Consider the following 13,067-nt stretch of genomic DNA (forward strand, 5'->3'; position numbering starts at 1 on the left):
CGAGGCGGCGGTCACGGGCGCTCGATCCGGCACAGGCAGAACGGATGGCCGGCCGGATCGGCGTACACCTGGAAGTCCTTGGTCTCCCGCTCCGTCAGATCCAGTGGCCGGGCCCCCAGCGCGAGCACCCGCTCATGGGCGGCGTCGATCTGCGCCCAGGTGCTGCCCGCGTCGAAGTCGAGATGGAACTGCTGGCCGTTGACGTCCGCGCGCGGCCACTCGGGCGCGGTGTACCCCTCGACCCGCTGGAAGCCCAGCCGCGGCCCGTCCGGGACCTGGAGAACGACCCACTCCTCGTCCTCGGCGTGCGGTTCGCCTCCGGCGACGGCCGCGTAGAAGGCGGCCAGCGCGAGCGGATCGGGACAGTCGAGCACGACGTTGCGGAAACGGGCGACGGACGCCATGAACTCCTCCTCCGGGACGGTCAGCAGGCGCAGAGACAGAACGGGTGCCCGGCGGGGTCGGCGTAGACACGGAAGGTCCGCGCGCGGTCCTGCGTGTCGAGCGGTCGCGCGCCCAGCTCCAGCACGCCCTTCTCGGCCGCGTCCAGGTCCGCCACCGTCAGGTCCAGATGGAACTGCTGGGAGCCGTCCGGCGCCGGCCACGTCGGGGGCTGGTGCCCCGGCGCCCGCTGGAAGGCGAGCGCGGGCCCTGCGGGCACCTTCAGGTCCACCCACGCGCTGTCCTCGGGGTCCGCCTCCACCGTGCCGCCCAGCACTGCGGCGTAGAAGCCGGCCAGCGCACGGGGATCGGGACAGTCCAGCACCACGACGCCGAACGTGGCGAGAGCCATGACTACCTCCTCTGGTTACCCATAGGGGCGGGTAACCGGTAACGGTTACTGCATGGTCCCGCATCGGAGGTAACGTCGCAAGCATGAGTGAGAGATCGGCCGCACCCGGAGCCCTGGCGTTGGTCGAGTCCCTGGTCAACACGCTGGACCTGGAGTCCGGCGCCGACGCGCTGGACACCCGGGAGGGCCAAGGCCGCTTCGGGATCACCGAGAGCGGGCTGGCGCAGGCGCGGGAGCTGCGGGAGTCGCTGCGGGCCGTGCTGCTCGCGCACACCGGTCATCGCCCGCACCGCGCGGTGACCCCGCTCGGCGCGCTGCTGTCCCGGGCGCCCTTGTACGTCGCCGTCGACGAGCGGGACGGGTCCGCAGGATTCACCGCCCCCGCGGACGGCTCGACGCTGCTCACCCGGGTCGCCGCGGCCGTCGCCGAGGCGCTGGTCGCGGGCACCTGGACCCGCCTGAAGGCGTGCGAGGCCGAGACCTGCCACTGGGCGTACTACGACCGCAGCCCGGCCGGACGCGGCCGCTGGTGCTCGATGCAGGTGTGCGGGGCGCGGGCGAAGATGCGGCGGTACCGGGCCAAGGAGGGGTAAGACACAGGGAGTTCAGCGGCCATGCCTGTGCCCGGTGGGGCAGAATGCGCGAAGACGCCGGTTCGGCCGACTGAGCCTCGGCCGAACCGGCGTCGCCCTCGGACTCACGCCGTGGGGCGGCCCATCGCGCGATACGTCCAGCCCGCCCGCCGCCACAGCTCCGGGTCGAGGGCGTTGCGGCCGTCCAGGAGCAGCCGGGACGACGTGACCTCGCCGAGCGCGGCCGGGTCCAGCTCGCGGAACTCCCGCCACTCGGTCAGGTGCAGGACGACATCGGCGCCGCGCACCGCCTGCAGCGCGGAGTCGGCGTAGCCGAGGGTCGGGAAGACCTTGCGGGCGTTGGCCATGCCCTTCGGGTCGTACACGGTGACCTGGCCGCCCTGGAGGTGGATCTGGCCGGCCACGTTCAGCGCCGGCGAGTCGCGCACGTCGTCCGAGTCGGGCTTGAACGTGGCGCCGAGCACCGCGACCCGCTTGCCGAGGAAGGAGCCGCCGCCCAGCGCCTCCCGGGTCATCTCCACCATCGCCCCGCGCCGGCGCATGTTGATCGAGTCGATCTCGCGCAGGAAGGTCAGCGCCTGGTCCGCGCCCAGCTCGCCCGCCCGCGCCATGAACGCCCGGATGTCCTTCGGCAGGCAGCCACCGCCGAAGCCGATCCCGGCGCGCAGGAACTTGGCGCCGATCCGGTCGTCGTGCCCGATGGCCTCCGCCAGCTTCGCCACGTCGCCGCCGCCGGCCTCGCACACCTCCGCCATCGCGTTGATGAAGGAGATCTTCGTGGCGAGGAAGGAGTTCGCGGCCGTCTTCACCAGCTCGGCGGTCGGGAAGTCGGTCACGACGAACGGCGTGCCCTCGCCGATCGGGGTCGCGTACACCTCCCGCAGCAGCTTCTCGGCGCGCTCGCTGCGCACGCCCGCCACGATCCGGTCCGGGTGCAGGGTGTCCTGGACGGCGAAGCCCTCGCGCAGGAACTCCGGGTTCCATGCCAGCTCGGCGTCGCCGCCCGCCGGGGCGTGCTCGGCGAGGTGTCCGGCCAGCCGGTCGGCCGAGCCCACCGGTACGGTCGACTTGCCGACGACCAGGGCCGGACCGTGCAGATGCGGGGCGAGCGAGGAGATCGCGGAGTCGACGTACGACATGTCGCACGCGTACTCGCCGTGCTTCTGCGGGGTGTTGACGCAGACGAAGTGCACATCGCCGAAGGCGCCGACCTCGGCCCAGTCGGTGGTGAACCGCAGCCGTCCGGTGGAGCCCTCGAAACCGGCCACGTGCCGGCGCAGCAGTTCCTCGAGCCCCGGCTCGTACATCGGGGTCTCGCCGCGCTCCAGCATGGCGATCTTCTCGGGCACGACATCGAGTCCGAGCACCTCGAAGCCCAGTTCGGCCATGGCCGCGGCGTGCGTGGCGCCGAGATACCCGGTGCCGATCACGGTGATCTTCAGGCTCATGGGGCTGCTCCAGCTAGGGGTCTCGTCGGTGCGGTGCCCGAGCATAGTCGGGCCGTCCACCGGGCAATTTCCCCGCTGTCGTGTAGCTCACGTAGGCGTGCTGCGGGCAGGCCTCTAAAATTTGAGTTACTTAACGGTAATTAGCGTCAGTATCACTGCGTCTTTGGAGCGTGAGAGACCGTGGCCGGATCGGCTGACTTCGACCTGTACCGCCCGTCCGAGGAGCACGACATGCTCCGCGACGTCGTCCGCGCCCTGGTCGAGGCGAAGATCGCGCCGTACGCCGCGGCGGTGGACGAGGAGGCCCGCTTCCCGCAGGAGGCCCTCGACGCCCTCGTCGCGAACGACCTGCACGCGGTGCACGTCCCCGAGGAGTACGGCGGCGCCGGCGCCGACGCGCTCGCGACCGTCATCGTGATCGAGGAGGTGGCCCGCGCCTGCGTCTCCTCCTCCCTGATCCCGGCCGTGAACAAGCTCGGCTCGCTGCCCGTGATCCTCTCCGGCTCCGAGGAGCTGAAGAAGAAGTACCTGGGCCCGCTCGCCAAGGGCGACGCGATGTTCTCGTACTGCCTCTCCGAGCCGGAGGCGGGCTCGGACGCGGGCGGCATGAAGACCAAGGCCGTGCGCGACGGCGACCACTGGGTCCTCAACGGCGTGAAGCGCTGGATCACCAACGCGGGCGTCTCCGAGTACTACACGGTGATGGCCGTGACCGACCCGGAGAAGCGCACCAAGGGCATCTCCGCGTTCGTCGTCGAGAAGTCGGACGAAGGGGTCTCCTTCGGCGCCCCCGAGAAGAAGCTCGGCATCAAGGGCTCCCCGACCCGCGAGGTCTACTTCGACAACGTCCGCATCCCCGCCGACCGCATGATCGGCGCGGAGGGCACCGGTTTCGCGACCGCCATGAAGACCCTGGACCACACCCGCATCACCATCGCCGCCCAGGCGCTCGGTGTGGCGCAGGGCGCCCTCGACTACGCCAAGGGCTATGTCCAGGAGCGCAAGCAGTTCGGCAAGGCGATCGCCGACTTCCAGGGCATCCAGTTCATGCTCGCCGACATGTCGATGAAGATCTCGGCGGCCCGCGCCCTCACCTACCAGGCCGCCGCCGCCTCCGAGCGCGGCGACGCCGACCTCACCTACCTGGGCGCCGCCGCCAAGTGCTTCGCCTCGGACGTGGCCATGGAGGTCACCACGGACGCCGTCCAGCTGCTCGGCGGCTACGGCTACACCCGCGACTACCCGGTGGAGCGCATGATGCGCGATGCCAAGATCACCCAGATCTACGAGGGCACGAACCAGGTCCAGCGGATCGTCATGGCCCGCAACCTGCCGTAACGGCACGGGGGCCGGAGTCCTCCGGGTCTCGGTGAGAGGCGCCCCTCGGGGCGCCTTTCTGCTTTCCGGGCGCACCTGCCGACCGGTCGGTCACATGCGGGGCGGGCTGCCGGGACGTAGGACGGAAGCAGACGGGACCCCGTCCGGGTCCCCGCCCCACCAGGAGGAGCCATGACCCAGCCCGGAACGATGACGCCCATGACCCAGCAGATGCAGGACTGCGTCAACGCCTGCATGGCCGCTCACACCATGTGCGAGCAGACCATGAGTTCCTGCATGCAGATGGGCGGCCAGGCCCAGATGCAGATCATGCGCGCGCTCATGGACTGCTCCGAGACGACCCGTATGTGCGCCGACATGATGATGCGCCGCTCGCCCATGGCGGGCGACATGTGCGCGATGTGCGCGAAGGCGTGTGACATGTGTGCCGACGCGTGTATGGCGATGCCGGACGATCCGCAGATGATGCGCTGCGCGGAGGCGTGTCGCCGCGCAGCGGAGATGTGCCGCGCCATGGCGGGCGCCAAGATGTGACGCTCGCCCGAACGCGATCGAGGGCACCCGACGGGGTGCCCTCGATCGGCTGCGCGGCAGCGGTCACCCGGTGCCGGAGACCGTGACCTTCTGGTCGTTGTTCAGCTCGTCCACCAGCGTCTTGACCTTCGCCTTGTCCCAGACGAGGTTGCCGCCGACGGAGCCGGAGATCGGCATGTTCAAGGACGTGCCACCACCGCCCTGGACACCCTTCATCGCCCAGAACATCGAGCCCAGGTCCCACAGGGACATGTCCTTGTCGACGATCAGGGAGTCCAGGCCCGCGCCCATCACCGGGTAGAACGTGAACGGGTTCAGGATCGTCGACGGGGTGGCCACCTGGTGGGCCAGCGCCGACAGGAACTTCTGCTGGTTCTTGGTGCGCTGCAGATCGGACGCGGCGAACGCGTGCCGGGTGCGGACGAAGGCGAGGGCCTGCTGGCCGTTCAGGGTCTGGTCGCCCGCCTTGAAGTCGGCGCCGGACCACTTGTCCTTGAAGCCCTTGTCGATGTTGATGTCGACGCCGCCGACCGCGTCCACGATGTTCGCGAAGCCCTGGAAGCCGATCTCCACATAGTGGTCGATGTGCAGACCGGTGTTGGCCTCGATCGTGCGGACCAGCAGCGTCGGCCCGTCCTCGGCGTAGGTCGCGTTGAGCTTCTCCTGGCGGCCCGTGGCCGGGTAGACCTTCCCGGACGTCGAGCCCTTGTACGAGGGGACCGTCACGTTGGAGTCGCGCGGCAGCGAGACCAGCGTGTCGCCGTTGTCGCCGACGTGCAGGATCATCATCGAGTCGGTGCGCTTGCCCTCGGCGCCGCCGGTGTGCAGCTTCTTCTCGTCCGCCTTGGACATGCCCTCACGGCTGTCCGAGCCGACGATCAGGTAGTTCGTGCCCGCGCCCGACGCCGGCCGGTCGATGACCTCGGACAGGTCGACCTCGCGGCGCAGCTTGGAGTCGGCCCAGAAGTACGTCGCGATCGAGGTCACCACCAGCACGGTCGCCAGCGTGATCACGGTCCACTTGATCCGGCGCCGCCAGTTCGGCGCGGGCCGCGGGGCGCGGGGCGGCCCGTCCGCCGTACCGCCCGGGCCCTGGCCGCCGTAGACCTGCCCGGTGTTGTACCCGCTGTCGTAGTCGTCGTATCCCTGGCCGTCGGCGTACGACGGCTGCTGCGGGACACCGGCTCCGTACGGCGGTGCCGCCGGGCCGGGGTCGCCGTAGGAGCGCTGCCCGGGCGGTACCGCCGGACCGCGCCGCACCTGACGCATCACACGCGCGTCCTCCGGCTGCGCGCCGGCGCTTCCGCGTCCGTACCGGGGTCCGCGATTGTTGTCGGACCATCCCTCGGGCCAGTCATTCATGCGGACCAGTGTGCAGGGCACCGCCGTATGGCTTACAAGGGCTGTCGGAAAATAGGGGCGGCGCTGTTGCGAAGCCGACACAAAATCCGCGACTGCCGCCTCGGCATATGGTGGACGCCATGACAGACCAGGCCACGGACGCGGAACCGGACATCCCCGGCAAGCCGACGTCCGCCTCGCGCACCACCCTCAGCCACATCATGACCCACAGCGACACCAACCTGCTGGGGACGGTGCACGGCGGTGTGATCATGAAGCTGGTCGACGACGCGGCGGGCGCGGTGGCCGGCCGGCACTCCGGCGGCCCCGCCGTCACCGCCTCCATGGACGAGATGGCCTTCCTGGAGCCGATCCGGGTCGGTGACCTGGTCCATGTCAAGGCGCAGGTGAACTGGACCGGCCGGACCTCCATGGAGGTCGGTGTGCGGGTCCTCGCCGAGCGCTGGAACGAGTCGACCCCGGCCACCCAGGTCGGCTCCGCCTACCTGGTCTTCGCCGCCGTCGACGCCGACGGCAAGCCGCGCCGGGTACCGCCGGTGATCACGGAGACCGACCGCGACCGCCGCCGCTACCAGGAGGCCCAGATCCGCCGCACCCACCGCCTGGCCCGCCGCCGCGCCATCCGCGAACTGCGCGAGAAGAGGGCGGCGGCGGGGCTGGAGGACTGAGCGCCCCCGAGCGCGCTCAGCAGAGCACCTCGTCGCCCCGCACCGCGGTCAGCTGCGGCCGGGCGGGGTCCTCGAAGCGGACCTTGTGCACGTCCTTGAAGTCCGTCCCTGCGGTCACCTTCAGCAACGGCCCCTGACCCGGTACCGCGCGCAGTTCGCTGCCCGGCAGGGCGACGGCCAGCGAGCGGGCGGAGCGGTCCCAGCGGGGGTCGTAGGAGATGACCGTGTGCGGCACATGGGCCGGGGCGGTCACCGGCTGGCGGGTCGTGGCGAAGCCGGTCGCCGCGAGCGCCGAGTCGACGCGCCCCGCGAGGCCCTCCGTACCGGTGCCGTTCGCCACCTGGACCCGGATCTGCCGCGGGTCCACGTCCACCGGCGCCGGTGCGGGGGTGTGGGCGTGGTGCGGCTGGTCCGCGGTGAGCGACGTGTCGTCGCGCAGGGCCGTGAAGAGCTGGTCCGACTTGGCCGAGTCCCACTTCAGGGTCGAGCCGATGCCCTTGACGTCGTAGTTCATCTGCGCGATCGGCACGGTGGTGAACTCGGAGGAGGACGGCGAGAAGCTGCGCATGGCCCGGCCGAGGTCGAGCAGTTCGTCCGCGCCGAAGCCCTCGTCGGCGCGGACCGAGCCGAGCACGGCCCGGGTGACGTCCCGGAACCGCATCGGGTTCAGCAGCACCCCCGAGGAGGTGGCCCGCTCGATCAGCGCGGCCAGGAACTGCTGCTGCCGCTTCATCCGGCCCAGGTCGCTCGCCCCGTCGATGTGCCGGGCCCGCACGTACTGCAGGGCCTGCCCGCCGCTGAGGGTGTGGGTGCCGGCGGCGAGATCCAGGCCGGTGTAGGAGTCCTTCAGCGGGGTCGTCGTACAGATCCGCACCCCGCCGAGGACGTCCACGGTCTTCATGAAACTGGCGAAGTCGACCTCCAGATAGTGGTCGATCTTCACATGGGTCATGTTCTCGACCGTGCGGATCGTCAGCTGGGGGCCGCCCTCGGCGTAGGCCGCGTTGAGCTTGATCGGGTGCCCCGTGTGCTGCTGCCCCGAGGTGTCGTCGGTGTGCGGGGGCACCTCGGCGTAGGAGTCGCGCGGCAGGCTCACCACGGTGGCCCGGTCCCGGTTCTCCGAGATGTGCACGATCATCATCGTGTCGGTGCAGTGGCAGGGCACCCCGCCCAGCCGGAACTGCCGCCGCTCCCGCTCGGTGATCTTGTCGCGGCCGTCGGTGCCGACCAGCAGCACATTCGTGCCGTGGCCCGCGCGGGGCCGGTTCTTCATGTCCTTGAATGCGTCGACCCGCGCGATGCCCGCGTCCAGGCTGCTGATCACCGCGTGCCCGATCCCGGCGGAGGCGAGCACCAGCACGGACAGCGTGGTCGCCGCCCGCATCGCCCAGCGGGGCCGCCGCGGCGGCCGCAGGGACCTCACCCGCTCGGGCGGGCGCGGCACACGGCGGGGCGGCTGCGGTCGGCGCTGCGGACTGGGGGTACCTCCCACGCGTTTGGCAGTGGGGGAGGGCGACCGGGGCGGGCTGGCCAAGAAGGACACCTCCGGGCGGGGCCGTACGTGGGATCCGTGAGCACCGTAGGCCGATACGATCTCCAGCCCGCGTCTTACGCCCCGGCGGCGCGCACCGGTGTCCCCCGTTCGCGGTAACGTGAGCCCCCTATGAACGCCAAGCCCGACGTGCCGCTCCCCGCCGTTTCCGTGATCATGCCCGTCCTCGACGAGGAGCGGCATCTGCGGGGGGCCGTCCAAGCGATCCTCGCGCAGGAGTACGCCGGCGAGATGGAAGTCGTCATCGCCCTCGGTCCGTCCACGGACCGCACGGACGAGATCGCCGCCGAGCTGGTGCGCGAGGACCCGCGCGTCCACACCGTCCCGAACCCCACCGGCCGCACCCCCGCCGCGCTGAACGCGGCGATCAAGGCCTCCCGGCACCCGATCGTGGTCCGTGTCGACGGTCATGGCATGCTCTCGCCGAACTACATCGCCACCGCCGTCCGGCTCCTCGGGGAGACCGGCGCGCAGAACGTCGGCGGCATCATGCACGCCGAGGGCGAGAACGACTGGGAGCACGCGGTCGCCGCCGCGATGACCTCCAAGATCGGTGTCGGCAACGCCGCCTTCCACACCGGCGGCCAGGCGGCCCCCGCCGAGACCGTGTACCTCGGCGTCTTCCGCCGCGAGGCGCTGGAGCAACAGGGCGGCTACAACGAGGAGTTCATCCGCGCCCAGGACTGGGAGCTGAACTTCCGGATCAGGGAGGCCGGCGGGCTCATCTGGTTCTCGCCCGAGCTGAAGGTCTCGTACCGGCCCCGGCCCTCGGTGCGGGCGCTGGCCAAGCAGTACAAGGACTACGGCCGCTGGCGGCACGTCGTGGCCCGCTACCACTCCGGCTCCATCAACCTGCGCTATCTCGCCCCGCCGACGGCGGTGTGCGCGATAGCGGCCGGAATCGTGGTCGGCGCCGCGCTCACCCCGTGGGGCCTCGTCGTCCCCGGCGGCTACCTCGCGGCGATCGCCGCGGGCTCCGTCCCGGCGGGCAAGGGGCTGCCCCTGAAGGCCCGGCTGCAGATCCCGGTGGCCCTGGCCACCATGCACATGTCGTGGGGTTGGGGCTTCCTGACCAGCCCGAAGTCGCTGGCGAAGAAGGTCATCGCGTCGCGGCGGCAGGCAGTGCCGGCCTGACACCAGACACAGCCACGAAGGGCCCCTCCCGCGCCGGGAGGGGCCCTTCGCGTCCGCCGGTCACGCCTCGACGGTCACCACTGGTACGGCTTGTACACGTCCATGCACTGCGAGGAGTCCGAGCCGTTGAGGGCGTCGGAGCCGGTGGGCAGGTCGCCGGCCTTCGGCTTGGCCTGCTTGGGGTAGGCGGTGCCGGTGCGCCAGTCCGCGCCCACGACCACCGTGACCCCCGACACGTCGGTCGACTGCTTCACCGCGCTCGTCGGGATTCCGAGCGCCTTCGCCACGGCCTGCGCGTCGCCCTGAAGGTCCGCGCTCGGGTACTGCACGACCGTGCTGTCCGCGGACAGCGTTCCCGAGGAGTCGGCACTCGCCCTGGCGTAGCCCTGCTGCGCCAGCACCTGGCTGATCTCGCCGGCGCGTCCCTGCGCCGCGCTCTGCGTGGACGTCTGCGTGGCGTTGCGCACCAGGACGCCCAGCCGACTCGGGTCCGTGGACGGCGACTTGGCCGGAGTGCCCTTGCTCGCGACCGGTTTCGTGTCCGAGGCCTTGCCGTTCTTGTCGAACGGTACGTCGTCGCGGAGCATCTGCCAGATCCGGTTGGCGTCGGCCGTCTCCGGCACGACGTGCTCGGAGTTCTGCGGGTCCTTGGCGTTGGGCATCGTCACCGACGTGATGCGGTTCTCCGGGACCGATTTCAGCTCCATGCCCAGGTCGTACAGTTTTTTGACCGTGCCGATCTCCTCGGAGACCTTCAGGGACTTGGTGGCCGACTCGGCCAGGTCCATCAGCCGGCCGGTGTCGGTGAACACGTTCTGGTGCTTCAGCGTGCGGATCATCGAGTTCAGGTACATGTGCTGGGCGCGGGCGCGCATCAGATCGCTGCCCCAGGCATGCCGGGTGCGCAGCCACTGCAGGGCCTGCACGCCCTGGACCTTGTGCGTCCCGGCGGTCAACTTCAGCCCGGAGCCGCCGCGCTGGGCCGGCGTCGAGCGGTCCCAGACGTTCTGCTTCACGCAGACGTCGACGCCGCCGATGGCGTCCGCCATGCTCACCACACCCGCGAAGTCGATCGTCATCCAGTGGTCGATGTAGACCCCGGTGAGGTTCTCCCAGGTGGCCAGCGTGCAGCCGGCGCCGCCGCGGGCCAGCGTGGTGTTGATGATGTCGTTGGTCGCCGGGAAGACCTTGCCGCTGTCCGGGTCGGTGCACTTGGGGATGTCGACCCGGGTGTCCCGGGGGATGCTCACCATGGCGGCGCTCTTGCGGTCCGCGGACAGGTGGATGAGCATCTGCACGTCGGCGAGCGGAGGAGCGCCGACGCTGTCCCTGCTGCCGCCGAGCTTCAGATTCTCCGCGGAGTTGCGGCTGTCCGAGCCGATCAGCAGGATGTTCACCGGTGTCTGCCCGGCCGCGTTGGCCGGTGTCCGCTGCGCCTTGGAGTCGTCGCCGCTGCTGCGCTGCCCCTTTTGAATGTTGCCGTTCAGGTGCTCGTAGTAGAGATAGCCGGCTCCGGCGGTGCCGATTATCACCACCGCGAGGACGGTCGCCGACCAGCGCAGAGCACGCCGTCTGCGGCGCGGCCGCTCGGCCCCGAAGCCGCCTCTGAGTCGCCCCCCGCCGCGCCCGCCGGACCCCTCCGGCGGCTTGCGGTCCTGTGATGCGAGCGACATCGTGTCGTCGACCGCAGGATCCTTCCCTCGTACATCGCTCTGCGCCAAGCTTCCTGCCCTCCCCACCCTCGCGCGTGCCAAACGGGCCCGTCCCGCGTCCGGTTAGACGCACGACGGACCCGCCTGGTTACCTAAGAATTCTTAAGAAGCGCACTTCACCTTGTCCGCCGTGGACTTGTCGACGTCCGGGGCCTTCGTCGGCGCGGTGAGCGAGACACCCGCGCCCTTGAAGTCCTTGCCCAGCGTCAGCGTCATCGCCGGCAGCCCCTGGGAGTTGATCACGCTCTTGCCGGGCTTGAGCGCGGAACCGGACAGCCCCATGAGATGGGCCAGCTCCCGCGCCTGGGCGGCCTGGTCGGGCGCGTACTCCAGCGTGGTCTTGGCCAGGGAGCCCGCGTTGCCCGCGTTCTCGGACTTCAGCACGCCCTCCTGGGTCTGCAGCCACTGGAGGGTCTCCTGCGCGCTGCCCGACTCGGCGCCGCCGTTGAGGATGCGCACCCGCACGTCGGAGGGTGCGGACATGCTGCCCTTCAGACGCGCGGCCTCCGCGTCCTTGGCCGCCTTCTCCCTCTTCTTCACCTCGGTGAAGGAGACGTCGTTCTTGATCGCGTCGAAGACATCGGGGGCGGTGGTCTGGTTGACGATGACCGTCTTGTGGACGGCACCGTCGGCCGGGTTGTCGATCACGGGCACCGTCACGAACGAGATGTTCTTCGTCGGGACCTTCTTCAGCTCCAGCGCGATGTCCTTGAGCGTGCCCACGGAACCGATGCCCTGGTCGACGGTGAGCGCCTTCGTGGCGGCCTCGGCGAGATCGATCAGCTTGCTCGGGTTGGTGAGCGTGTCGCTGGAGGACATCTTCCGCATCAGCGAGGCCATGAACTGCTGCTGCACCTTGATGCGGTCGAGGTCGCCCTGGTTGCCCCAGCTGTGCCGGGTGCGGACGAAGGCCAGGGCCTGCTCGCCCTGGATCTTGTGCTCGCCGGCCGACAGCTTCAGGTGCGAGTCCTTGTCGTTCACCGCGTGCGCGAGGCACACGTCCACGCCGTCGACCGCCGAGGTCAGCGTCTTCACCGCGTTGAAGTCGACCATCATGAAGTGGTCCGGCTGGATGCCGGTGACCTCCTGCACCGTGCGCATGGTGCAGCCCGGATCCCGCCCGTCCTGCCCGAGGCTCGTGTTGAAGCGGGCGTTGTCGGTGCCCGCGATGACCCTCTCGGAGCCGTCGGGCTGCTTGGTCTGGCAGTCCGGCACGTTGACGATCAGGTCACGCGGAATGCTGAGCGCGGTCGCGTTCGTCCGGTCCTTGGAGACGTGCAGCAGGATGTTGGTGTCGGCGTGCCCGACGCTGCCCTTGTCGCCGTAGCCCTCGTTGCCCTTGCCGGTGCGCTTGTCGGTTCCGATGATCAGGATGTTGAAGGCGTCGTCCTTGCTGAAGCCGTTCTTGGCCGCGCTGCCGACGTCCGTCGTGGTGACGTTGCCCTCGAGGTGCTTGAGGTAGAGGTAGCCGGCCGTGCCGATGGCGACCAGTACGAACGCAGTGACGCCGGCGGTCCACGCCAGTATCTTCTTGGCCTTCGACTTCTTCTTCACCGGCCGCCGGGCGGCACGGCGGCCCTGCGGGGTCTCCGGCTCGCCGCCGCGGCGCCGGCCCGAGCGCGGCGGCGGCACGGAACCGCCGCGCGCCTTGCCCGTCCTGCCCGCCTCGCGGTTCTCGCCGGGCGCCGAGTCCTTGCGGCGGCGCGGTGCGCCGGCGTTGTCCCGGGCGGCGGGTTTGCGGGGGCGAGGGACCGACGACTGCGGAGCGGAAGGGCCCAGTCGCAGTTCGTATTCGCCGGTGTTCGGATTGAGCACCCACTGGTCTGCGGGATCGATGTTGTCCGCCCGCCCACGGCCTTGCGCGTCCACGGTTGTCCGAATCCTCCGTCGGGGCCACGCGGCGCCTTCCCCCTCAAAGGCGCTCGGGTCTCGG

Annotated in this window: 12 protein-coding genes; 5 read left to right on the forward strand and 7 right to left on the reverse strand. The window is 70.4% G+C overall.

Translation table 11 applies throughout. The annotated features are described in order from the left end of the window. Positions 1-11: 11 nt before the first annotated feature. Together AQI95_RS12620 and AQI95_RS12625 are read right to left on the reverse strand one after the other, a co-directional pair. Positions 12-404, reverse strand: a complete 393-nt coding sequence (locus AQI95_RS12620) for a VOC family protein (RefSeq protein WP_067121430.1) — start codon at positions 402-404, stop codon at positions 12-14. Between the two features lie 20 nt (positions 405-424). Further along, a complete protein-coding gene (locus tag AQI95_RS12625; protein ID WP_067121431.1) occupies positions 425-793 on the reverse strand; it encodes a VOC family protein in 369 nt (122 codons plus the stop codon). Positions 794-876: 83 nt separating this feature from the next. On the opposite strand from AQI95_RS12625, the gene AQI95_RS12630 reads away from it, so the two are divergent. After that, positions 877-1,386, forward strand: coding sequence for a CGNR zinc finger domain-containing protein (locus AQI95_RS12630; RefSeq protein ID WP_067121433.1), 510 nt, complete (start codon positions 877-879; stop codon positions 1,384-1,386). A 104-nt stretch (positions 1,387-1,490) separates the two neighbouring features. Here the strand turns inward: AQI95_RS12630 and AQI95_RS12635 are convergent, their stop codons facing one another. Further along, positions 1,491-2,834, reverse strand: a complete 1,344-nt coding sequence (locus tag AQI95_RS12635; RefSeq protein WP_067121435.1) for a UDP-glucose dehydrogenase family protein — start codon at positions 2,832-2,834, stop codon at positions 1,491-1,493. Between the two features lie 180 nt (positions 2,835-3,014). Here AQI95_RS12635 and AQI95_RS12640 point away from each other — a divergent pair, with 180 nt between their 5' ends. Continuing rightward, positions 3,015-4,172: an acyl-CoA dehydrogenase family protein gene (locus AQI95_RS12640; RefSeq protein ID WP_067121437.1), complete on the forward strand. Its 1,158-nt coding sequence runs from the start codon at positions 3,015-3,017 to the stop codon at positions 4,170-4,172. Between the two features lie 171 nt (positions 4,173-4,343). After that, positions 4,344-4,706, forward strand: a complete 363-nt coding sequence (locus AQI95_RS12645) for a four-helix bundle copper-binding protein (RefSeq protein ID WP_067121439.1) — start codon at positions 4,344-4,346, stop codon at positions 4,704-4,706. Between the two features lie 63 nt (positions 4,707-4,769). Here the strand turns inward: AQI95_RS12645 and AQI95_RS12650 are convergent, their stop codons facing one another. Beyond that, the gene (locus AQI95_RS12650; protein ID WP_208614150.1) at positions 4,770-6,068 is read right to left on the reverse strand and encodes an LCP family protein; all 1,299 of its coding nucleotides are present in this window, start codon (positions 6,066-6,068) and stop codon (positions 4,770-4,772) included. 119 nt (positions 6,069-6,187) lie between these two features. Between AQI95_RS12650 and AQI95_RS12655 the strand changes: the two genes are divergently transcribed. Further along, complete coding sequence (locus AQI95_RS12655) at positions 6,188-6,736, forward strand: acyl-CoA thioesterase (protein WP_067121445.1); 549 nt, start codon at positions 6,188-6,190, stop codon at positions 6,734-6,736. 16 nt (positions 6,737-6,752) lie between these two features. On the opposite strand, the gene AQI95_RS12660 is transcribed toward AQI95_RS12655, so the two are convergent. Continuing rightward, a complete protein-coding gene (locus AQI95_RS12660; protein ID WP_482255582.1) occupies positions 6,753-8,270 on the reverse strand; it encodes an LCP family protein in 1,518 nt (505 codons plus the stop codon). 129 nt (positions 8,271-8,399) lie between these two features. Here AQI95_RS12660 and AQI95_RS12665 point away from each other — a divergent pair, with 129 nt between their 5' ends. Next, complete coding sequence (locus tag AQI95_RS12665) at positions 8,400-9,422, forward strand: glycosyltransferase family 2 protein (protein WP_067121449.1); 1,023 nt, start codon at positions 8,400-8,402, stop codon at positions 9,420-9,422. A 74-nt stretch (positions 9,423-9,496) separates the two neighbouring features. On the opposite strand, the gene AQI95_RS12670 is transcribed toward AQI95_RS12665, so the two are convergent. Both AQI95_RS12670 and AQI95_RS12675 read right to left on the reverse strand, forming a co-directional pair. Next, complete coding sequence (locus tag AQI95_RS12670; RefSeq protein WP_067121450.1) at positions 9,497-11,095, reverse strand: LCP family protein; 1,599 nt, start codon at positions 11,093-11,095, stop codon at positions 9,497-9,499. Positions 11,096-11,236: 141 nt separating this feature from the next. Then, positions 11,237-13,003, reverse strand: a complete 1,767-nt coding sequence (locus tag AQI95_RS12675; RefSeq protein WP_067121453.1) for an LCP family protein — start codon at positions 13,001-13,003, stop codon at positions 11,237-11,239. Positions 13,004-13,067: the final 64 nt, after the last annotated feature.

Source organism: Streptomyces yokosukanensis (assembly GCF_001514035.1).
GTDB lineage: Bacteria > Actinomycetota > Actinomycetes > Streptomycetales > Streptomycetaceae > Streptomyces > Streptomyces yokosukanensis.

Excerpts from the sequence above, each read along its gene's own strand:
- AQI95_RS12620 (WP_067121430.1), bottom strand. The coding sequence starts at position 404 with ATGGCGTCCGTCGCCCGTTTCCGCAACGTCGTGCTCGACTGTCCCGAT.
- AQI95_RS12625 (WP_067121431.1), bottom strand. The coding sequence starts at position 793 with ATGGCTCTCGCCACGTTCGGCGTCGTGGTGCTGGACTGTCCCGATCCC.
- AQI95_RS12630 (WP_067121433.1), top strand. The coding sequence starts at position 877 with ATGAGTGAGAGATCGGCCGCACCCGGAGCCCTGGCGTTGGTCGAGTCC.
- AQI95_RS12635 (WP_067121435.1), bottom strand. The coding sequence starts at position 2,834 with ATGAGCCTGAAGATCACCGTGATCGGCACCGGGTATCTCGGCGCCACG.
- AQI95_RS12645 (WP_067121439.1), top strand. The coding sequence starts at position 4,344 with ATGACCCAGCCCGGAACGATGACGCCCATGACCCAGCAGATGCAGGAC.
- AQI95_RS12650 (WP_208614150.1), bottom strand. The coding sequence starts at position 6,068 with ATGAATGACTGGCCCGAGGGATGGTCCGACAACAATCGCGGACCCCGG.
- AQI95_RS12655 (WP_067121445.1), top strand. The coding sequence starts at position 6,188 with ATGACAGACCAGGCCACGGACGCGGAACCGGACATCCCCGGCAAGCCG.
- AQI95_RS12665 (WP_067121449.1), top strand. The coding sequence starts at position 8,400 with ATGAACGCCAAGCCCGACGTGCCGCTCCCCGCCGTTTCCGTGATCATG.
- AQI95_RS12670 (WP_067121450.1), bottom strand. The coding sequence starts at position 11,095 with ATGTCGCTCGCATCACAGGACCGCAAGCCGCCGGAGGGGTCCGGCGGG.